Here is a 20,538-nt window from a genome sequence, read left to right on the forward strand (position 1 = left end):
CAGTCAGGACGCTGAAGCCGTGTCATGGCAGGCTGGCGGGCCAGCGCTACACTTGAGCGGCTCCCCTTCCTGGAGGTATGCAGCGATGAAAATTATCGTAAGTGCGTCGAGCCGAAACCCCGCCTGCCCTTGGCAAGTCCAGCTCGATCAGCATGTGGTCAGTTTCCGCAGCGAGGCTGAGGCGCGTGCCTTCGTCGCCACGCTGGAAACCCGGCTGCAGGCACCTCACCCGCTCATGCGGGAGCCTTGGCCTGCAGACGCCGGGTCAACAGCGCGACACTGACCACAAGCGCCCCGCACAGGCTGATCACGATTGCCATTGGCACCGCACTGCCATCATGCAGCAGCCCGACCAGCGCCGCAGCACCCGCAGCTACGCTGAACTGCACGCAGCCCATCAGTGCCGACGCGCTGCCGGCACGCGCGCCCTGTCCACTCATGGCGCAGGCCGAAGCATTGGGAATGATGCAACCAAGGCTGGCGATGCAGATGAACAGCGGCACCAGTAGCGGCCACAATTGCGCAGGGCGCAACGCCGCCACGCCCAACAGCACCAGGCCCGCAACCAGATACAGCCACACCGCACGGCCCAGCAGGAAGGCCGGCCCGCGTTTGGCCAGCAGGCGGGCGTTCACCTGCGCCACCAGGATAAAACCTGCGGCGTTGGTACCGAACAGCCAGCCGTAGTGCTCAGCGGGCACGCCATACAGTTTGATGAATACGAAAGGTGAACCGGCGATATAGGCGAACATGCCAGCAATGGCGATACCGCCGGTCAGGGCATGGCCGAGGAAAACCCGGTCAGCCAGCAGCCGCAGGTACTGGCGTAAAGCACCAGATAGCGGTTGGCGGGGTATATGCTCGGGCAGGCTTTCCGGCAGGCCCAGGCTTACCGCAAGCAGGCAGCCAGCACTGAACAGGCTCAGAGCAAGGAAGATCGACTGCCAGCCGGCCAGGTTCACCAGCACCCCACCCAGCATCGGTGCCAGGATCGGCGCCAAGCCCATGACCAGCATCAGTTGCGAAAACACTTTGGCTGAAGCTACCGGGTCGCACTTGTCGCTGACGATGGCCCGCGAAAGCACCATGCCGGCACAACCACCCAGTGCCTGGATGAAACGCGCCACCACCAAGGTATCGAGGTTGGGGGCGTAGGCACAGGCCAGTGATGCCAGGGTGAACAGCGTAACGCCGAACATCAGCGGTTTGCGTCGGCCAAAGCGGTCGGCAACCGGCCCATAGGCCAACTGCCCGATAGACAGGCCCAGGAAGTAGGCGGCCAACGTGGCCTGGACGTGTTTTTCATCGGTGGCGAACGCTTGCGCCATGGCCGGAAAGGCTGGCAGGTAGAAGTCGATCGCCAAGGGCCCGAACGCACTGAGTGCGCCCAGGATGAGCACCATTCGCAGGTTCATCAGGAATCCATAGCAGGCTAAGCAAGTGACTGATTCTACCTGCTGTGGACCCTGTCAATGTGAAAAGATTTGCAACACTGTTAGCCCCGGAGGGAGCAATCAGGTCTTCAGGCGAGTTCAGCCTGATACCCCTCATCCCGAATCGCAGTGAGGATCTGCTCCTGCGCCAACTCGCTCTGCACACGCACCTGTTTGCCCGCCAGATCAACTTCCACCCTGGCTGCCGCATCCTGCTCCTGCACCGCGCGGGTCACGGCTTTCACGCAATGGCCGCAGGTCATGCCTTGCACATTGAACACTTGCATGGGGGTTACCTCCTTCAGGTTTTTCACAAGTCTCAAGCTTGCCATCAGGGCAAGGTCAAGCCCTGCCTGCAACGCCCGGGGTGGAAATCCGCGTCCGCGTCGGCCAAGCTGCGCCTTTGACGATCAGGCAAGCAGGAGATTTTTCATGTTCAGGGCAGCATTGGGCGTCGTCGGGCTCTTGGGCGCGCTGGCTGTGGTGCCACCGGCATTCGCCGAGGGCAACTCGGCCTACAGCGTACTGATCATTTCCCGGGAGCGCCTGGAAGTGGCCACCAGTTGCGAAATCGGCGTGTACCTCAACGACCAGCTTTCCGGGCGCGTTTTCCAGGAGCAGTCCACCTCGTTCAACCTGCCGCCTGGCCCGGTGGATGTGCGCCTGCGCCTGCTGCCTGGGCAAATGCCGGGTTGCGCCGCAGGTATAGAGGACCAGCGCAGCACGCGTTTGAATCTGCAGGCGGGCCAGATCAACAAATACCGCATCGCCATGGGGCAATATGGGCTGGAGTTGAAACGAGCCGACCTGGGCTATTGACCTTGCCTGCGTGGCAAGGTTGATGCTGGAGGCCTGCCCAAGGAGGAGAGCCATGCCCGCATCCACCACATACGACCTGCCGATCTCCGGCATGACCTGCGCCAGCTGTGCTGGCCGGGTCGAGCGCGCCCTGCGCAAGGTCACCGGCGCTGAACAGGTCAGCGTAAACCTCACCACTGAAAAAGCCCGGGTTGTAGCCCCGCCTGCCAGCCTGCCAGCCTTGGTCGAAGCCGTGCGCGAGGCCGGTTACGGGGTACCAACCCGCACCCTCGAACTGCAGATAGGCGGCATGACCTGCGCCAGTTGTGTCGGCCGAGTAGAGCGCGCCCTGGGCAAATTGGCCGGGGTCGAGCAGGTCAGCGTCAACTTGGCCAGCGAACGCGCGCACCTCGAAGTGCTTGCGGCCCTTGATGACAACCTGCTGATCGACGCTGTGCAAAAGGCAGGCTACAGCGCCAGCCTGCCGCAATCGACCAAGGACGACCAAAGCGCTATCCAGCGCCGCCTGCGCAACGAGCGCCTGGCAGTCGGTGCAGCCTTGCTGTTGGCCCTGCCGCTGGTATTACCCATGCTGGTACAACCGTTCGGCTTGCACTGGATGCTACCCGCCTGGGCGCAGTTTCTGCTGGCCACACCCGTGCAGTTCATTCTCGGTGCCCGCTTCTACATTGCAGCCTGGAAGGCCGTGCGCGCCGGTGCCGGCAACATGGACCTGCTGGTGGCCCTGGGCACCAGCGCTGGTTATGGCCTGAGCCTGTACCAATGGGCACAGGCTCCCGCCGGCATGGCTCCGCACCTGTACTTCGAAGCCTCAGCCGTGGTGATTGCCCTGGTATTGCTGGGCAAGTACCTGGAAAGCCGCGCCAAACGCCAGACCGCCAGCGCCATCCGAGCCCTCGAAGCCCTGCGCCCGGAACGCGCACTGCGCGTGGTCGACGGCGTGGAAGAGGACGTGGCCATCGCCCACTTGCGCGTGGGCGACCTGGTACTGGTCAAGCCCGGCGAACGCTTCCCGGTCGACGGCGTGGTCGAAGACGGCAGCAGCCATGCCGATGAGGCCCTGATCAGCGGCGAGAGCCTGCCAGTGCCCAAGCAACCCGGCGACAGCGTCACCGGTGGCGCCATCAATGGCGAAGGCCGGCTGCTGGTGCGTACCCAGGCACTGGGCACCGAGACCGTGCTGGCGCGCATCATCCGCCTGGTGGAAGACGCCCAGGCCGCCAAAGCGCCGATCCAGAAGCTGGTCGACCGTGTCAGCCAGGTGTTCGTCCCGGCCGTGCTGGTACTGGCGCTGATCACCCTGATTGGCTGGTGGCTGGCTGGGGTACCGCTGGAAACCGCGCTGATCAACGCCGTCGCCGTGCTGGTCATCGCCTGCCCCTGCGCCCTCGGCCTGGCCACGCCCGCCGCGATCATGGCCGGCACCGGGGTCGCCGCCCGCCACGGCATCCTGATCAAGGATGCCGAAGCCCTGGAGCGTGCCCATGCGGTCAACCGCGTAGTGTTCGACAAAACCGGCACCCTCACCTCCGGCAGCCCGCGGGTGGTTCACAGCCAGGCGCTGGACGGCAACAGCGCCGACCTTTACCGCCTGGCCGGCGCCCTACAGCGTGGGAGTGAGCACCCGCTGGCCAAGGCGGTGCTGGTGGCCTGTGCAGAGCAAGGGCTGGACGTGCCAACCGTTGCCGACAGCCAGTCGCTGACCGGGCGCGGCATTGCCGGTCGCGTTGAAGGCCGTGAACTGGCGCTGGGCAACCGCCGACTGCTTGACGAAAGCGGTCTGCAGCCCGGCGATTTGGCCGCCCAGGCCCAGGCCTGGGAAGCGGAAGGGCGCACACTGTCGTGGCTGATCGAGCGCGGCGCGCAACCGAGAGTCGTGGGCCTGTTCGCCTTTGGTGACAGCCTCAAGCCTGGCGCCGCGCAGGCCATCGAAACCCTGCACACCCAACACATCAGCAGCCACCTGCTGACCGGTGACAACCGTGGCAGCGCCAAAGTGGTTGCCGAGGCACTGGGCATCGACGATGTGCACGCCGAAGTGCTACCGGCCGACAAGGCCGCGACCGTGGCCGCGCTCAAGCAGGATGGGGTGGTCGCCATGGTTGGCGATGGCATCAACGATGCACCGGCGTTGGCCGCGGCCGACATCGGCATTGCCATGGGTGGCGGTACCGACGTGGCCATGCAGGCCGCCGGCATCACCCTGATGCGTGGCGACCCGCGTCTGGTGCCCGCCGCGCTGGAAATCAGCCGCAAAACCTACGCGAAGATCCGCCAGAACCTGTTCTGGGCCTTCATCTACAACCTGATCGGCATTCCGCTCGCCGCGCTGGGTTACCTCAACCCGGTACTGGCAGGTGCCGCCATGGCCCTGTCCAGTGTCAGCGTCGTCAGCAATGCACTGTGGCTTAAAACGTGGAAACCCACCAGCAGCACCCAGGAGGCGCCATGAATATCGGCCAGGCCGCCCGCCGCAGCGGGCTCAGCACCAAGATGATCCGTTACTACGAGTCCATCGGCCTGCTCAAACCCGCCACTCGCAGCGACAGCGGCTACCGCCTGTACCAGGCGCAAGACTTGCACAACCTGGCCTTCATCAAACGCTCCCGCGACCTGGGCTTTTCCCTCGAAGAGGTCGGCAAATTGCTGACCTTGTGGCAGGACCGCCAACGTGCCAGCGCCGATGTGAAGGCGCTGGCCATGCACCACATCGATGAACTGAACCGGCGCATCGAGGAGCTGGTGAGCCTGCGCGACACCCTCGGCGAGCTGGTTTCGCACTGTCAGGGTGACGACCGCCCGGACTGCCCGATCCTCAAAGACCTGGCCAATGGTGCTGCAGGCAGCTGCTGTCACTGAGCTGCCACGAGCGTTTGGCATGCCATAAATGTCCAAACACGACCGATTAGTCACCAACCACGACTTTATCCAATAAATACGGGCGTTTTGGCTTCATAAAACCCGGATGCTGCCGATGTAGATGCTACCTGCCTCGTGTGTCGAAAATAACAATTCCGGGAGCGTCGATGAGCATCAAACAGAAATTGACCTGGGCATTCGCGGTCATCGCCGGCTTGCCCATCGTTCTGGTGGCCACCCTGGTGGTCATCAACCTGCGCGGCGAAGCCCGCGACGGATTCCTCGACAGCAGCAGCCGGGAAATCCGCCAGGTCAGCAATGCGATGAACATCTTCTTCCAGGGGATCAACCAGAACGTCGAGTACATGGCTTCCCAGCCAATGGTTGCCGCCACGGGCAGCGAGCTGAACAAGTACATGAGCGCAACCCCGTCTTACGAACTGGGCGAGCAGGCCAGCAAAATTCTCGACTTCATGACTCGCCTGGCCAACTCACATCCCGCCTACGCCTACCTGTCCTACGGGGTGAATGACGGCGGCTACACCGGCTGGCCGGCCGGCCAGAAGTTTGTCAATTATGACCCACGCACCCGCCCCTGGTACCAACTTGCCATGGCCAACCCTGGCAAGACACTGCGTACCGGTGCCTACTACTGGGCCGCCGACGATGCGGTGCTGGTCAGCACCGTGCGCACCGTGGCCAACCAGCTGGGCAACCCCGGCGGCGTGGTCAACATCGACGTGTCGCTCAAGGGCCTGACCGAGATCGTCAAGCAGATCAAACTGGGCGAAAGCGGCTACCTGATGCTGGTGGAAAGCAACGGCAACGTGATGGTCGACCCGCGCGACGCCACCCACAATTTCAAGCAGCTGGGAAGCTTTGGCGACGGTTATGCCAAGCTGGCCAAAGCCGGCAAAGGCCTGGTCGAGGTCGAACTCAATGGCGTGCACTACATGGCCAACGTCTACCCCGACCAGCAGCTGGGCTGGACCTTCATCGGCCTGATCGAACAAAGCGAAGTGATGCAGACCACCACCCGGCTCACCTGGCTGATCGGTGTCATCGCTGTGGTGTTGGCCGCGCTGTTCGCGGTGGTCGGTGCGGCCTTCGCCAAACTGATCGTGCGCCCGATCAACAGCGTCACCAATGGCCTGGAAGACATTGCCCAAGGTGAGGGTGACCTGACCCGCAACCTGGAAATCCGCGGCCGCGACGAAACCGCGCAACTGGCCAACTGGTTCAACCAGTTCCTCGGTGCCATTCGCAGCCTGATCCAGCACATCGGCACTGCTGCCAGCAAGATCCTCAGCACGTCCAGCAGCTCGACCCGCGTCTCCAGCGACATGGCCGAGGCGGCCGGCCGCCAGCGCGAAGCCGTGGACATGGTTTCCACCGCATTCCACGAAATGGTCGCCACCGCCAATGAAGTGGCACGGTCCTGCAGCCAGGCGGCGCAGTCGGCCGACAGCGGCCAGCAGCAGGCCCGCGAAGGGCAGCAGCAGATCGATGCGGCGGTACACAGCGTTGATCGCCTGAGCCACGAAATCGAGCAATCGGCCCAGTCGATCCAACAGCTGGAGCGTGACAGCAACGCCATTCAGTCGATCCTCGGCACCATCCGTTCGATTGCCGAACAGACCAACCTGCTGGCCCTGAACGCCGCCATCGAAGCGGCCCGTGCCGGTGAACAGGGCCGCGGCTTTGCCGTGGTGGCCGACGAAGTGCGGGCGCTGGCCAAGCGTACTGCCGACTCCACCGCCGAAATCGACGGTTTGCTGGGCAACCTGGCCAGCCGTACCGCCGAAGTGGCCGAGCAGATGCACGCCAGCCTGGAAGTGTCGCAGCAGTCGGTCAGCCGCATTGGCCTGGCCCGCGACAGCTTCGGGCAGATCCGTGAGTCGGTGGACGTGATCCGCGACATGAACACCCAGATCGCCACGGCCGCCGAAGAGCAGCATCAGGTGGCTGAGGACATCAACCGGCACATCAGCCAGATTCACGGGGATGCGCAGTTGGTGGCCGAGCTGGCCCAGGCGGCGCGCCAGGACTCCGAGAGCCTGGCTGGGCTGTCCAATGAGCTGGATACGCTGGTGCGCAGGTTCCGCACCTGATGATGCATGGCCTGTGCCGGCCCTTTTCGCGGGTGGTAACGCGCCCTCCGTAGGCGCGGGTTTACCGCGAAGAGGCCGGCACAAGTAACCCTGAACTAAAGCTTCAACTCCCCCGGTGTCGCGCCAAACAGCTGCTTGAATGCCGCAATGTAGGCCGAGGTGGAGTCATACCCACACCCCAGCGCCGCCTCGGTCACATTCTCCCCCGCCTCCAGCAACGCCAGCGACGACAACAGCCGCATGCGCTGGCGCCAATTACGAAAGCTCAAGCCGGTCTCCCGTTGAAACAGCCGCATCAGCGTCTTCTCCGAACACCCCAGCTCCCGCGCCCACTGCTGCAAGGTCTGCGGCTGGTCTGGTGCAGCGATCAAGCCATTGCACAGCGCCAGCAAACCAGGGTGGCGGGGCAACGGCAGCGAAAAACCGACTTCCGGCAAGGTGCGCAACTGATCGAGCAGCACTGCCACCAGACGCGATTCGGCGCTGTCGTCCTCTGGGTAATCTGCCGGGAACAGGCAGAACTGCTTGATCAGCTCGCGCGCCAGCGGCGTGACTTCCAGCACTCGGCATTGTTCCGGCGCCCATGGGCAGGCATCGCGGCGCACATACAGGCTGCGCATCTCGGCTTGCATCGAGGTGACCACTTCATGCTCGGCATCGGCGGGGATCCACACCCCCCACTGCGGTGGGGCAAAGTAACTGCCGTCGCGTGTGTACACGCCGAGTACGCCGCTGATGGCGTAGGAAAACTGTACCCAGTCGTGCTGGTGGCGAGTCGTCCAGGAACCGGCGCCAAGGCTTTCGGCACGGGCGTAGAGCGGTCTGGGCAGGTGTTCCAGCGCGGGGATAGCGCGGGGGTGTCCGATGATCGGCATGGTATTTTCTTTTAGTTCTGACCAGACAAGCCTAACAGCTGGATCATGATCGAGGCACTCGCCGCCTCTGCCGTTACCCTGGAGGTGCTTCAACGCTCGACGATAACGGTCACCCCCTGCCCGCCTGCCGCACAGATCGAAATCAGCCCGCGCCCCTTACCCGCCGTCGCCAACAGCTTGGCCAGGTTGGCCAATATCCGCCCACCGGTTGCCGCAAACGGGTGCCCGGCCGCCAGCGAACTGCCCCTGACATTGAGTTTGCTGCGGTCGATCGCGCCAAGCGGCGCCTCCAGGCCCAACCGCTCACGGCAGTAATCGGCATCTTCCCAGGCCTTGAGCGTGCACAGCACCTGGGCCGCAAAGGCTTCGTGGATTTCGTAGTAGTCAAAGTCCTGCAGCGTCAGGCCATTGCGTGCCAGCAAGCGCGGCACGGCATACACCGGCGCCATCAACAACCCTTCGCGCCCCGTGACAAAATCCACCGCGGCGGTTTCGCCATCCACCAGATAGGCAAGCACCTGCAACCCCTGCTGCTGCGCCCACGCCTCGCTGCCCAACAGCACCAGCGAAGCACCATCGGTCAACGGCGTGGAATTACCCGCCGTCAACGTGCCCTGCCCGCTGCGGTCAAAGGCTGGTTTGAGTCCGGCCAACTGCTCAAGGCTCAGGTCGGGGCGCAGGTTGTTGTCCCGTGCCAGCGAAAGAAACGGCGTCAACAGGTCGTCCTGCCAACCCTCGGCATAGGCAGCGGCCAGCTTCTGGTGGCTAAGCAGCGCCAATTCGTCCTGCTCGGCGCGGCCAACGCGCCAGGTGTGGGCCATGCGCTCGCAATGCTCGCCCATCGACAACCCCGTACGCGGCTCGCTATTGCGTGGCAGCTCGGGTTTCAGGTGATGAGGCCGCAGCTTGAGGAAGGGCTTTAACCGTTCGCCAAGGCTTTTGCCACGGTTGGCCTGCAGCAATATATGGCGCAAGCCTTCGTTGACGGCGATCGGCGCATCGGAGGTGCTATCGACACCGCCTGCAATACCGCAGTCGATCTGCCCCAGGGCAATCTTGTTGGCTACCAGCAGCGCAGCCTCCAGCCCGGTACCGCAGGCCTGCTGGATGTCATAGGCCGGGGTCTGCGGTGACAGGCGCGAACCCAACACGCACTCGCGGGTCAGGTTCATGTCGCGCGAGTGCTTGAGCACGGCACCGGCCACCACCTCGCCCAACCGCAGCCCGTGCAGGCGATAGCGTTCGATCAAGCCTTCAAGCGCGGCCGTGAGCATCGCCTGGTTGCTGGCTGTAGCGTAGGCGCCATTGGAGCGGGCGAAAGGGATCCGGTTGCCGCCCAGGATCGCGACCCGGCGAGTTGAACGCATGCGCGTGTTCCTCCTGAAACAATTTGTTCGGTACAGCCTAGGTGTTTTTACCGCATTCGAACGACCCTGCCGCAAAGTTGGTCCACACTTTCAAGCTTGCCTTTCGGGAGACCCCTCATGAGCGATCGCTACCTCGGTTTTGCCAACTCCAATCTCGGCCGCCGCCTCGTGGATGCCCTTGGCCTGCCACGCCCGGCGCCACTGGAGCGCTGGCAGGCTGGCCGCCTGCGGCCGGTGGAAGGTGCCCTGGTACTGGGTGGCGGGCCACTGGCGACGCAGGTCGAAGCCATCGCCCCGCGCCTCACTGACGAGGTATACAGCTTCAATGCCGACAACCTGCAGGCTGAAGCCTGGGTGGCCGGCCTGGGGCCGAAAATCAAGGCCGTGGTCTTCGATGCCAGTCACTTGTCCGACAGCGATGCACTGAAGCAGTTGCGTGAATTTTTCCAGCCGCTGTTACGCAGCCTGGCCCCATGCGCCCATGTACTGGTGCTGGGCCGTGCACCGGAAGGCCTCGACGACCCACTGGCCAGCGTTGCACAGCGTGCCCTTGAGGGCTTCAGCCGCTCACTGGCCAAGGAACTGCGCAATGGCGCGACTGCCCAGCTGCTGTATGTCGCCCCCGGTGCCGAAGATCAGCTGGAAGGCGCCCTGCGCTTCTTCCTCTCGCCGAAGAGTGCATTCATCTCTGGCCAGGTACTGCGCCTGCAAGCCTGCACCAGCCAGGTAGAGGACTGGACCCGCCCACTCGGCGGCCGCCGTGCGCTGGTCACGGGGGCTGCGCGCGGCATCGGCGCCGCCATTGCGGAAACCTTGGTACGGGACGGCGCCGATGTGCTGCTGCTGGATGTACCGCAGGCCAGCCAGGACCTCGACGCCGTCGCAGCACGCCTCGGCGGCAAGGCACTGCCACTGGACATATGCGCGAGCGATGCGGCAACGCAACTGCTCGCGGCCCTGCCCGACGGCATCGATATCGTGGTGCACAACGCCGGTATCACCCGCGACAAGACGCTGGCCAACATGACGCCGGAATACTGGGACGCCGTGCTGGCCGTGAACCTCAAGGCACCGCAAGTGCTCACCCAGGCGTTGTATGACAACGGCGCGCTGGGGGAAAACGCGCGCATCACCCTGCTGGCCTCGGTCAGCGGCATTGCCGGCAACCGCGGGCAGGCCAACTATGCCGCGAGCAAGGCCGGGCTGATCGGCCTGGCCCAGGCCTGGGCGCCACGGCTCGCCGAGAGCGGTGGCAGCATCAACGCCATCGCCCCCGGCTTCATCGAAACCCACATGACTGCAGCCATGCCCATGGGCCTGCGCGAGGCGGGCCGGCGCCTGAGTTCGCTGGGCCAGGGTGGGCGCCCGCAGGATGTCGCCGAAGCCATTGCGTGGCTCAGCCAGCCAGGCTCCGGGTCGGTCAACGGCCAGGTGCTGCGGGTGTGCGGCCAGGCACTGATGGGGGCCTGAACATGAGCCGACAATGGCACGACCTGCACAACCCTGCCGCCCGCGCCAGCCTGTACCTGCGCGCAGCCAGCAAACGCTCCATCAGCGGCGACCGGCTGCCGGACGATGGCCTGCGCTGTTTCATGCGGGTCCAACCGGGCAATCTGGGTGCCTATCGAAGGCTTTGCCACTTTCCCGATGATGGCCGCCTGCCGGGGACCTATCCTCATGTGATGGCGTTTGCCCTGCAATTGCAGCTGATGACAGCCGATGATTTCCCCTTCCCGCTGCTGGGTCTGGTACACCTGCACAACCGCATCGAAGTGCTGCGCCCGCTTGGTGCTGTCGAAGGGCTGCGCTTTGCGGTGTACGCGCACAACCTGCAGCGCCATGCCAAAGGGGGCACCTTCGACCTGGTCACCGAGGCTGAAGATGGCATCGGCCTGCTCTGGCGCGAGACCAGCCGCATGTTGGTGCGTGGCTTGACCCTGGAAGTCGAGGCAAGTGAGCCCGCCGACACGGCGCCTGATTCATTGCCCGAGGCCACCCGCTGGTATGCCGACAGTGATATCGGCCGGCGATATGCCAAGGTGTGCGGGGATTACAACCCTATCCACCTCAGTGCTGTCAGTGCGCGGTTGTTCGGCTTTCCAACGGCCATTGCCCATGGCATGTGGACCAAGGCAATGGCCTTGGCCGCGCTGCGCGGGCACTTGCCGCACAGTGGCTTTGCCTTTGAGGTGGACTTCCGCAAGCCGGTCAGGTTGCCTTCAGAGGTGGTGCTCAGTGCCAGTGAAGCGGGCCCTTCGGGCCAACTGCGCCTGGACGGGCACGGGGACGTGCTGCATATGGTCGGCCGTTGGGAGTGCCTGTAGGGCCGGGCCTGTCCTGGCGGTATACGCTTGCTTTGCATCGGGCCTGGGCAGAAGCTATGCAGCAATAGGAGACCCCCGATGAACCTGCAAGAACTCACCCAACGCCTGCATCAGATCCGCGATACCAACGACTGGCGCGGCTTCCACAGCCCGAAGAACCTGGCCATGGCCGCCAGCGTCGAAATGGCCGAACTGGTAGAAATCTTCCAGTGGCTGAGCGAGGACGAATCGCGCCAGCTGCCTGCCGACAAACTCGCCCACGCCGGCCAGGAGATCGGTGACGTGGTGCTCTACCTGTTGCTGCTGTGCAGCGAACTGGGTCTGGACATGGACCAGGTGGTGCGTGCCAAGCTGGCCGACAGCGAGAGGCGCTTCGCCCGATGAACGACCGTCATTTCGATGAGCTGGCCACCCGCTTTGCCGAAAAGATCTATGGCGGCGCCAAGGGTGCGATCCGCCTGGCCGTGCTGCAGGCCGACCTGGCCGAAGCGCTACCCGACCGCCCGCTACGCATCCTCGACATCGGCGCCGGGTTGGGCCACATGGCCTTGTGGCTGGCCGAGCGCGGCCACCAGCTGACCCTGGCCGAACCTGCGGCGCCCATGCTCGACGGCGCCAAGGCACGCTTTGCCGAAGCCGGCCAGACCGCGACCTTCATCCAGGCGCCCTGGCAAGACCTGCTCGGCCAACTGACCGAGCGCTACGACCTGGTGCTCTGCCACGCCGTGCTCGAATGGCTGGCCGAACCCGAGAGCATCCTGCCGGTGCTGCACCAGCTCACGGCCCCCGACGGCTGGTTATCGCTGGCCTTCTACAACCGCGACGCCCTGGTCTATCGCAACCTGCTCAAGGGCCATTTCCGCAAGTTGCGCAGCAACCGGCTGGAAGGTGAAAAGCAGAGCCTGACCCCACAGAAACCGCTTGATCCACGCGAACTCAAGGCGCAACTTGAGCCTATGTGGCAGGTTGAAAGCGAAAGCGGCGTGCGGGTGTTTCACGACTATATGCCCAAGGAATTCCAGGGCAAGGCCGAGCTGCTCGACCTGTTGGAAATGGAACTGGCCCACCGTCGCCACCCCACCTTCGCCGGGCTTGGCCGCTACCTGCACTGGGTTTGCCGCCCCCGCTAATCCGCCGCGCCGGGAGAAACACATGCCGTACCGTCTGTTGTGCCTGGCCCTGCTGCCCATTGCCCTGGCTGGCTGCCAGGGCAGCAACCCGTATGTGGCCAGCAGCCGCCCGTTACCACCGGCCCCCGCCCAGGCGGCCACCACCTTCGACGCCAGTGCTTACCCTGCGCCCGCTCGTGATTATGGGCACTACCGCAGCTGGAGCTGGCGCAATGGCCAGTTGCCCAGCGGCGCTGTCGATGCCGACCCGGCGCAACTGGCCGATGCCGTCAGCGGTGCGCTCGACCAGCATGGCCTGCGCCCCTCTCGCGCAGGCCCTGGCGACTTGCTGGTGAGCGCCGATATGCGCCTGGAAAAACGCTTGCGCCAAGTGCGTGACTACGACACCTACGACCCCTACTACGGGCCGTACCCCTATGGAGGTGTCGGCTATGGCGGCTACCGCCACGGTTATGGAGGCTATGCCAGCGTGCCCATCGTGCGTACCTACGAGGTCGAAGTCCTGGTGGTGCGCATCGACCTGTACGACGCCCGCAGCGGCCAGCCGGTCTGGAGCGCCAGCGCCGAAAGCAGCAGCAACAAGGACTCGCCCCGCGAACGCGAAAGTGCCTTGCGCGACTCTGTGCACAAGGCGCTCAGCGGCTATCCTCCCAGTTAATAGCTAACGGAGAACCATCATGTTGCGCCGTCTCGTTCTACTGTCATTCGCGTTGTTGCTCGCTGCCTGCTCCAGCAACAACGTCCAGCAGGATTTCGATGCCAGCCGCGATTTTGCCGCCTACCGTAGTTGGGCATGGCAGGAGCCAGGCCTGCAGTACCGCCCGGATGACCCACGGATCAAGAGCGACCTCACCGAGCAGCGCATTCGCCAGGCGGTGGCAGACCAACTCGACCAGCGCGGCCTGCGCCCGGTACAAGGCGGAGCGCGGCCCGACCTGACAGTACGCACATACCTGATCGTGGAGCAGCGCCAACAACAGATCACCACCAACTACGGCGGTGGCTGGGGTGGCTACTGGGGCGGCTACTGGGGTGGCCCGATGTACAACGAAACCCGCAGTGTCGACTACAAGGTCGCCACCATCCAGGTCGACATGTTCGATGGGCGTGACGGCAAGCTGGTATGGCGCGGCAGTGCCGAGCAGATCATGAACAACTACCCGCCAAGCCCGGAAGAACGCAACAGCGCAATCCGCAATACCGTGGCCAAGGTGCTGGGCAACTACCCACCGGGCAGCAAAAAATAGCGTTGGAACGCGGCTTTTGCATGCACCGTGGCCCGGCGGGAGCGGGTTTATCCGCGAAGCAATTGGCCCGGTGCATGGCACCGGCTTCGCGGATGGTCGCGGGTGAACCCACGCCTACATAGATGGCGATTCCGAGTACGACTGCGTCACCGGCCTGGCCTGTGTCAGCTACGACAAAATCCATTCCACGCACGCCTTTTTTCCGATGCCAACCGCACTCCCCCGCACGTTCCCGTCTATCTTCTTTTAAGGAAACCTGACTGACCGGGTAGAAGTGTTCAACATTTGGGAAAGGCGACCTGCCAATGCAAAGCATTGTTCTCCTGCTGTGGCTTGCCTTGTGCTCCGAACAGGATGTGCGTCAACGCCAGATATCCAACGTGCTGACCCTGGGGGCGGCTGGCTGCGCCCTGGCCTGGCTGTTCAGCACCGGTCACAGCTGGATAGGCGCCGAAGCCAGCGAGGCCGGTTGGGCGCTGGCCATCGTCATGCTGCTGACCCTGCCAGGCTACATGCTCGGCCGCTTCGGCGCCGACGACGTCAAGCTGATGGGCGCCCTGGCCCTGGCCACCAGCCCGCAATATGTGCTCGGCACCTTCATTGGCGCGGGTGTCACTGTACTGGTCTGGCTACTGACCCGCCGCCGCCTGTGGACTCTGCTCAACCCCAAGGTAAAGAAGCGTTTGCAGGCCCTGACCGAAGAAATGGGCGACAAGCAGGCATTCGTCCCCTATGTGTTATCAGGTTTTCTTCTAACGGCCGTATGGATCCAATAACCCTTCCAGTGGTCCGATGACTTGTACAGACCTTGTACATATTCGCTGAGTGCGACTACTTTTAAGCTGCCAGAGCGTCTGGCACGGGAGCAGGGCTGTATAAGAACAGGGAGTTGATCGTGTCCAGATCAGTGAGTGAAGTAAAGGTGTTGGTGGTTGATGACCAACCGGTCATTGTCGAACAGCTGAGTGAATTCCTTCAAACCAAGGGCTATGCCTGCGTTACAGCCCTCTCAACCGACGAAGCCATCGAGCACTATGTGGCAGACCCGACCATCGGCTTGCTCATCTGTGACCTGCATATGCCCGATCGGGATGGCATCGAGCTGGTGCGCGCCTTGAAGGAAATCAACGGCAGCCAGCGCACGTTCGAAGCCATCATGTTGACAGGGCGTGCCGAGAAACAGGACTTGATCCGGGCGATACGCGAAGGGTTTGCCGATTACTACCAGAAGCCGATGGACCTTGATGAACTGCTGGCAGGCGTCCGTCGGCAAGAAGCGGCTTTGCTGGAGCGCCAGCGCAACCTCCGTGACCTGGGTGGGCTGAACCAGCGCCTGCAGGAACTGGCCGAGTCGGTGGACGAACTGTATCAGGACCTGGAAAAAGCCCGTGGCCAAGGCACCCACCGGCGTGCCAGTGATGTAGAAGAAAGCGAAAGCGAGCTGCCAGCAGCGTTCGAGAAACTGTCACCACGCCAGCTGGAAGTAGCGCGCCTGGTAGGCAAGGGCAAGACCAATTACCAGATCGCCTGCGAACTGGGCATTACCGAAAACACCGTGAAGCTGTATGTGTCTCAGGTATTGCGTTTGACGCATATGCACAACCGCACCCAGCTGGCTCTGGCGCTGACCCCCAGCTCGTCACCCGTGCACCAGCGGTTCACGACCCATTGAGTGAAGGCTCGGCTTACCATCTGGAGCGGCTTCGTGCTGCAAAGGCTGCTCCTGCAAGCCCATAGTTGCCTGCTACAGCTGGATCGCCAGGTTCAACGATAGCCGCGGCCCACGGTCCAGGCTATCCAGCGCAACATCCGCCAACGGCTTGGCCACTTCCAGCGCCACATTGAACACATGCCCACCCCCTAACCGCACACCCAGCGCCACCGATGCCAGATGGGCGTCCTCCACCGGTCCCCGGTTATGCCAGGCCTGAGCGGTATCCACCACCGCATAGGGCTGAACCTGCGCAAGCCAGCTACTGCGCATGCTGTAGTTGAGCTCGTAAGCCACACCCCAGCCCTTGTCACCGTCCGCCTGATCGCGCGGGTAACCGCGCCCGAAACTCTGCCCGCCAAACCCCGCACGCTCGCTGTCGGGCAAGCGATCATCACTCCAGTACAACGCCCCGGACACCACCCCCTGCCAGTTTTCCAACAGGGTGTCGCTCTGCAAACCGGAAAGCCGCAAGCGAAGGAAGTCGAGATCGTAGTCAGCATCGCTGCGTGCCCCCAGGTAGTCCAGCCCCTGATGGACCCCGGCACTGACGATACGCAAACGCCCCTGCTCCACCTTGCGCCAGTCACCTTCGAATGACAGCGCCCGCACATAGGTGTCGTATTTGCGAGACGTTGGCTGCTCGGCCATCCGGTCTTCATCATGCTCACTGACCGAGTACAGGTGGCCCTGCACCGCCAGCCACTCATTCGGCCTGACAACCACCGGCTGACGCAGGCCGATCGCATAGCGCTCACTGTCGTGCTCGCGGGTGATATCGCGGCCATCGTCCAAACGTATGCGCGTGCCGGGCTCGCTGCGGTAGCGCGACGCCGACAGCAGCAGTTGGCTACCGGCGGCGTCCAGGTACTGGCTGTAATCGAGGCGCTGGTAATAGACCCGGTCATTGCCAGGGGGCAGCAGCCAGCTGGCCGTGACACGTTCGCCATGGCGGGTCTGGGCATTGCTGGCTACGGTGATCAGGGCCTGTGCAGCATCACGGCTGGAGTCGGCCACGGTCACAGCGGCGCTGAGCGGCGTGCGTCGCGCATGCACGGTCAACTGGGCGACACCATCGGCAGCCCGTGCCATTGCCAGTTCGGCCTCTACCACGACCCCTGGCATGCGCGTAGCCAGGCCCAGATAGCGCTCCAGCGTTTCGCGGGTCAGTGGGCGCTCGGCCTCAATGCGCGCCAGCAACTGCTGCAAATACTCACTGGCCGGCCCAATATCGCCGTCCAAGCGGTAATCACGTACGTAACCTTCGACCAGCACCACGTTGACCCTGCCATCGGCCACATCCTGAGGAGGCAGGTAGGCATACGACAGCAAGTAGCCCTCCTGCCGGTAGCGTTGGGTCAGGCGCTGGGTGTATTGCTGCAATTCACCCAACGTGGTTTCGCGCCCGATCAGCGGCTGATAGTGTTCACGCAGGTCGCCCAAGGGGAACACCGTGCCGCCCTCGAAGCGCACTTTTTGCAGCACCAGCCGGGTGTTGGCCGGGGCCCAGTCGGGGTTGTCGATAGCCGCCCCTGCCAACCGTATATGGGGGATCAGAGGGGAATAGTCCGTCATCGGCAGGTTGGCGCTGGGCAGACGCCGCTCGTACTCATGGCTGTCGAGAAACCCCGGCAACGGGTCGGCGTGGGCAGCAAGTGCCCAAAGCAGCAACATCAGGGGCACGACCAGAGGACGCATAGGGCACTCCATGTTCCCATGGGTTGCGGGGCACCAGCCGGTCACACCCGTCACTTGCAAGCGTAGGTGCTGGCCCGGCTGTCGTCGAACACCTACTCACTGACCTGGAACGCCACCCGCGCCGTCTGACCGCTTTCGTCCAGCGCGCTGAGTTCGGCCTGCCCGACCTGTGGCAAACGCAGCAACAAGCTGTCCTGCCCCTGGGTTTCACCCAACGGCTGGCCGTTGAGGAACCACCAGCGCCGTCCACCACCACCCAAGGCAGATACCTGCAATTGCAACGGCTCAGTGCTGGTGGCCGGGCGGCGCAGATTGTCGCCTGGGCGCACGCCGACGATCGACAGCGGTGGTGCGCTGGCCGGCGCCTGCGGCGGGCAGGCCGGGTCGATGGCCGGCAAACGCGCCATGCGCCGCTCGACACGGGGTAGCCAAGGCTCCAGCGGCGCCGGCCACAGGGCGATGTCACGAGCCTTGGCGCCCGGGCAGCTACCATCGACCCGCAAGCCCTGCTCGTTGACCCACACTTTTTCGCGCAAGCCCAGGCCCAGCGGCTGGTCGGCTGCCTGCAAGGTTGGTGGCGTGGTGCCGTCCAGGGTCCATGCAAAGCGCTGACGCCGACAGTTGGTGTCCTGCTTGCTCATCGGCTGGCCCAGCGGCCAACAGATCGCCGCAACGCCGATATTCGCAGGTACCGGCGCTACCGGGACGCTGATGCCGCGTTGGCTGTCGCGATTGCTCAACAGATCGTGCACCTGCAACATCAGCGGCGCCGCCGACGCCAGGCCGAACTGCCCAGGCACCGGTGTACCGTCGGGGCGGCCAATCCATACGCCGATCAGGTAGCGCGGCCCCACGCCAATCGACCAGGCATCGCGAAAGCCGTAGCTGGTGCCGGTTTTCCAGGCCAGTAGCGGGCGCTGCACCAGTTCGGCGTGCGGGTCGCGGTCCGGGCGCGCCTGGCCGCTGAGGATACGCCGGATGATCCACGCCGCCCCCGGTGACAGCAACCGGTGCTCCACCAGAGGGGCCTGTGGCTGCAAACGCACCTGCGCACTGTTGCCACCCCGCGCCAGCGCCGCGTAGCCCCCGACCAGGTCCTCCAGCCGGCTGCCGGCACCGCCCAGGATCAACGACAGGTTGGGCTCGGCAAGGGGGGGCAGTATCAACGGCATGCCCGCCATGCGCAGTTGCGCGGCAAAGCGTTTCGGGCCGTAGGCCTCCAGCAATTGCACGGCGGGCAGGTTGAGCGACAGGGCCAGCGCCGAGCTGGCCGACACCGGCCCGCTGAACCCCATGGAGAAGTTGCCAGGGCGATAGTCGCCATAGCGTCGTGGAACATCCTGCAACAGCGATTCGGAATGGATCAGGCCATCGTCCAGCGCCATGCCGTAAAGAAACGGCTTGAGGGTAGAGCCGGGCGAACGTAGCGAACGCACCATGTCGACATGGCCAAAGCGGCGCTCATCAGACAAATCTATCGAGCCCAGGTACGCGCGCACCGCCATGCTCTGCGCTTCGACCACCAGAATGGCGGCCGAGGTACGCTCCGGCAGCCGTGCGCGCCAGCCCAGCAGCAAGTCTTCGAGGCGCCGCTGAAGCGCAGCGTCAAGCGTGGTGCGGATCAGCGGCGGGCTGTCAGCGCTGTTCAGGCGCCGGGCCAGCAATGGCGCCAGGGCCGGCTCCTGGCGTGGCGCCAACACCAGCGGCTCCTCGGCCGCCTCGCGAATTTGCTGGGCCGGCCACACCTGGTATTCAGCCAGGCGCTGCAGCACCTTGTCCCGGGCACGCTGGGCACGCTCGGGTGGCGGTCCGGGCGCAGCCGGCTGGGTGCCTGGGGCAGCACGGCCAGCAGTGCCGCTTCGGCAGGTGTCAGGTGCAGGGGCGACTTGCCCAGGTACGCCCAGCTGGCTGCCGCCACGCCCTGAAGCGTGCCGCCGAAAGGTGCGCGGTTCAGGTAGATCTGCAGGATGTCGCGCTTGGACAAGTGCCATTCCAGCTGCAAGGTGCGCCATAGCTGGCGCAGTTTGCCGACCAGGGTACGGTCGTGCGGGTCGAGCAGGCGTGCCACCTGCATCGACAATGTGCTGCCGCCCGACACGACACGCCCCCCGCGCAGGTTCAGCCAGGCCGCGCGGGCCAATGCCAGCGGGTTGACCCCTGGGTGGTTGTAGAACCAACGGTCCTCGTAAGTCAGCAAAGCCTGCAGGTAAAGCGGCGAAACCTCTTCAGGGCTTACGGGGTAGCGCCACACGCCATCAGCATCGGCAAAGCGCCACAAGGGCGTGCCGTCTTCGGCCAGCACTACCCGGGCCAGGTCATCACCCGGCAGCGGCAGCGGCCAGATACGATCTGCCAGCCAGAACAGGCTGCCGAGCACCAGCAGACTGATCAGCGCGGCACGCAACAACCTGCCCGCACGGCACCGTGGTCGCGCTAAGCTTGGCATCGGGAACCGACCTGGCCAGGTAATGGCCAAAGGCTTTGGGACGACAACCTCGCCGATTTTTTCATCAGGAAGCAACTATGCATGTAGAAGGTTTTTTCGAGTGGCTGGGCCAGGCACTGGGGTCGTTGATCCGCTTCATCGTCGACGCATTGAGCGGGTTGTTCAACCTGCTGGCCAATGCCGGTGGCAACTTCATCGATGGCCTGTCGCGCACCTTGGGCATGGACACTTCGCTGCTGAGCATCCTGGCCCTGATCATCGGCCTGATGCTGCTGTACTCGGCAATCCGCGCATTCATGCGCGCCTCGATCATCCTCGGAATCATCTGGCTGGTGCTGGGGCTGTGGGTGATGAGCTGGGTGATCCACTGATCTGCGCGGTCTTTGTGGGAGCGGCCTTGCGTCGCGACAGGGCTGCACAGCAGCCCCAGGATTTCAGCTTCGCCGCTTGAATTGTCGGGGCCGCTTTGCGGCCCTATCGCGACGCAAGGCCGCTCCCACGCTGTCCGCGTAGAGGGG

Annotated in this window: 19 protein-coding genes and 2 pseudogenes; 15 read left to right on the forward strand and 6 right to left on the reverse strand. The window is 64.1% G+C overall.

Annotated features, from left to right (window positions below; all coding sequences use genetic code 11):
- Positions 1-85 precede the first annotated feature (85 nt).
- Complete coding sequence (locus C4Q27_RS29745) at positions 86-283, forward strand: hypothetical protein (protein WP_080574868.1); 198 nt, start codon at positions 86-88, stop codon at positions 281-283.
- Here the strand turns inward: C4Q27_RS29745 and C4Q27_RS08475 are convergent.
- Both C4Q27_RS08475 and C4Q27_RS08480 read right to left on the reverse strand, forming a co-directional pair.
- Positions 234-1,415, reverse strand: coding sequence for a multidrug effflux MFS transporter (locus C4Q27_RS08475; RefSeq protein ID WP_003255285.1), 1,182 nt, complete (start codon positions 1,413-1,415; stop codon positions 234-236). The genes C4Q27_RS29745 and C4Q27_RS08475 overlap by 50 nt on opposite strands.
- 107 nt (positions 1,416-1,522) lie before the next feature.
- Positions 1,523-1,720: a heavy-metal-associated domain-containing protein gene (locus C4Q27_RS08480; RefSeq protein WP_014589568.1), complete on the reverse strand. Its 198-nt coding sequence runs from the start codon at positions 1,718-1,720 to the stop codon at positions 1,523-1,525.
- Positions 1,721-1,865: 145 nt separating this feature from the next.
- On the opposite strand from C4Q27_RS08480, the gene C4Q27_RS08485 reads away from it, so the two are divergent.
- From C4Q27_RS08485 to C4Q27_RS29980, 5 genes and pseudogenes are all read left to right on the forward strand, one after another.
- Positions 1,866-2,252 (forward strand): hypothetical protein, encoded by a 387-nt coding sequence (locus tag C4Q27_RS08485; protein WP_003255287.1) that lies wholly within the window; start codon positions 1,866-1,868, stop codon positions 2,250-2,252.
- Between the two features lie 52 nt (positions 2,253-2,304).
- Complete coding sequence (locus C4Q27_RS08490; RefSeq protein WP_104886737.1) at positions 2,305-4,704, forward strand: heavy metal translocating P-type ATPase; 2,400 nt, start codon at positions 2,305-2,307, stop codon at positions 4,702-4,704.
- On the forward strand, positions 4,701-5,111 hold the full coding sequence (gene cueR / locus C4Q27_RS08495) for a Cu(I)-responsive transcriptional regulator (protein WP_004576995.1): 411 nt from the start codon (positions 4,701-4,703) through the stop codon (positions 5,109-5,111). The genes C4Q27_RS08490 and cueR overlap by 4 nt, the downstream gene beginning before the upstream one ends.
- Before the next feature lie 365 nt (positions 5,112-5,476).
- A pseudogene (locus C4Q27_RS29975) lies at positions 5,477-6,316 on the forward strand (cache domain-containing protein); the annotation flags it as partial.
- A gap of 201 nt (positions 6,317-6,517) precedes the next feature.
- The gene (locus tag C4Q27_RS29980; RefSeq protein WP_371919367.1) at positions 6,518-7,222 is read left to right on the forward strand and encodes a methyl-accepting chemotaxis protein; all 705 of its coding nucleotides are present in this window, start codon (positions 6,518-6,520) and stop codon (positions 7,220-7,222) included.
- A 95-nt stretch (positions 7,223-7,317) separates the two neighbouring features.
- Here C4Q27_RS29980 and C4Q27_RS08505 read toward each other — a convergent pair whose 3' ends face one another.
- Both C4Q27_RS08505 and C4Q27_RS08510 read right to left on the reverse strand, forming a co-directional pair.
- A complete protein-coding gene (locus C4Q27_RS08505; protein WP_003255291.1) occupies positions 7,318-8,097 on the reverse strand; it encodes a helix-turn-helix transcriptional regulator in 780 nt (259 codons plus the stop codon).
- Between the two features lie 89 nt (positions 8,098-8,186).
- A complete protein-coding gene (locus tag C4Q27_RS08510; RefSeq protein WP_064493237.1) occupies positions 8,187-9,464 on the reverse strand; it encodes an acetyl-CoA C-acetyltransferase in 1,278 nt (425 codons plus the stop codon).
- Positions 9,465-9,581: 117 nt separating this feature from the next.
- Here C4Q27_RS08510 and C4Q27_RS08515 point away from each other — a divergent pair, with 117 nt between their 5' ends.
- From C4Q27_RS08515 to C4Q27_RS08555, 8 genes are all read left to right on the forward strand, one after another.
- The gene (locus C4Q27_RS08515) at positions 9,582-10,934 is read left to right on the forward strand and encodes a 3-oxoacyl-ACP reductase (protein ID WP_104886738.1); all 1,353 of its coding nucleotides are present in this window, start codon (positions 9,582-9,584) and stop codon (positions 10,932-10,934) included.
- A gap of 2 nt (positions 10,935-10,936) precedes the next feature.
- The gene (locus tag C4Q27_RS08520; RefSeq protein WP_104886739.1) at positions 10,937-11,788 is read left to right on the forward strand and encodes a MaoC/PaaZ C-terminal domain-containing protein; all 852 of its coding nucleotides are present in this window, start codon (positions 10,937-10,939) and stop codon (positions 11,786-11,788) included.
- A 78-nt stretch (positions 11,789-11,866) separates the two neighbouring features.
- Complete coding sequence (locus C4Q27_RS08525; RefSeq protein ID WP_003255298.1) at positions 11,867-12,172, forward strand: MazG-like family protein; 306 nt, start codon at positions 11,867-11,869, stop codon at positions 12,170-12,172.
- Positions 12,169-12,918: a methyltransferase domain-containing protein gene (locus C4Q27_RS08530; protein ID WP_064493240.1), complete on the forward strand. Its 750-nt coding sequence runs from the start codon at positions 12,169-12,171 to the stop codon at positions 12,916-12,918. The genes C4Q27_RS08525 and C4Q27_RS08530 overlap by 4 nt, the downstream gene beginning before the upstream one ends.
- 22 nt (positions 12,919-12,940) lie before the next feature.
- Complete coding sequence (locus C4Q27_RS08535) at positions 12,941-13,576, forward strand: DUF4136 domain-containing protein (protein ID WP_014589558.1); 636 nt, start codon at positions 12,941-12,943, stop codon at positions 13,574-13,576.
- Positions 13,577-13,595: 19 nt separating this feature from the next.
- Positions 13,596-14,165 carry a DUF4136 domain-containing protein gene (locus C4Q27_RS08540; protein WP_010951849.1) on the forward strand — a complete coding sequence of 190 codons (570 nt, stop codon included), beginning with the start codon at positions 13,596-13,598 and terminating at the stop codon, positions 14,163-14,165.
- A 305-nt stretch (positions 14,166-14,470) separates the two neighbouring features.
- The gene (locus C4Q27_RS08550; protein WP_010951848.1) at positions 14,471-14,941 is read left to right on the forward strand and encodes a prepilin peptidase; all 471 of its coding nucleotides are present in this window, start codon (positions 14,471-14,473) and stop codon (positions 14,939-14,941) included.
- Between the two features lie 119 nt (positions 14,942-15,060).
- Positions 15,061-15,837 (forward strand): response regulator transcription factor, encoded by a 777-nt coding sequence (locus tag C4Q27_RS08555; RefSeq protein ID WP_029615321.1) that lies wholly within the window; start codon positions 15,061-15,063, stop codon positions 15,835-15,837.
- 72 nt (positions 15,838-15,909) lie between these two features.
- Here the strand turns inward: C4Q27_RS08555 and C4Q27_RS08560 are convergent, their stop codons facing one another.
- Together C4Q27_RS08560 and pbpC are read right to left on the reverse strand one after the other, a co-directional pair.
- Entirely contained in the window at positions 15,910-17,574 is a 1,665-nt protein-coding gene (locus tag C4Q27_RS08560) for a ShlB/FhaC/HecB family hemolysin secretion/activation protein (RefSeq protein WP_104886740.1), read from the reverse strand.
- A 92-nt stretch (positions 17,575-17,666) separates the two neighbouring features.
- Positions 17,667-20,020: pseudogene (gene pbpC / locus C4Q27_RS08565) on the reverse strand (peptidoglycan glycosyltransferase PbpC).
- A 77-nt stretch (positions 20,021-20,097) separates the two neighbouring features.
- Between pbpC and C4Q27_RS08570 the strand changes: the two are divergent.
- A complete protein-coding gene (locus C4Q27_RS08570; RefSeq protein ID WP_004577004.1) occupies positions 20,098-20,391 on the forward strand; it encodes a hypothetical protein in 294 nt (97 codons plus the stop codon).
- Positions 20,392-20,538 lie beyond the last annotated feature (147 nt).

The organism is Pseudomonas sp. SWI36, assembly GCF_002948105.1.
In the GTDB taxonomy this organism is placed as follows: domain Bacteria; phylum Pseudomonadota; class Gammaproteobacteria; order Pseudomonadales; family Pseudomonadaceae; genus Aquipseudomonas; species Aquipseudomonas alloputida.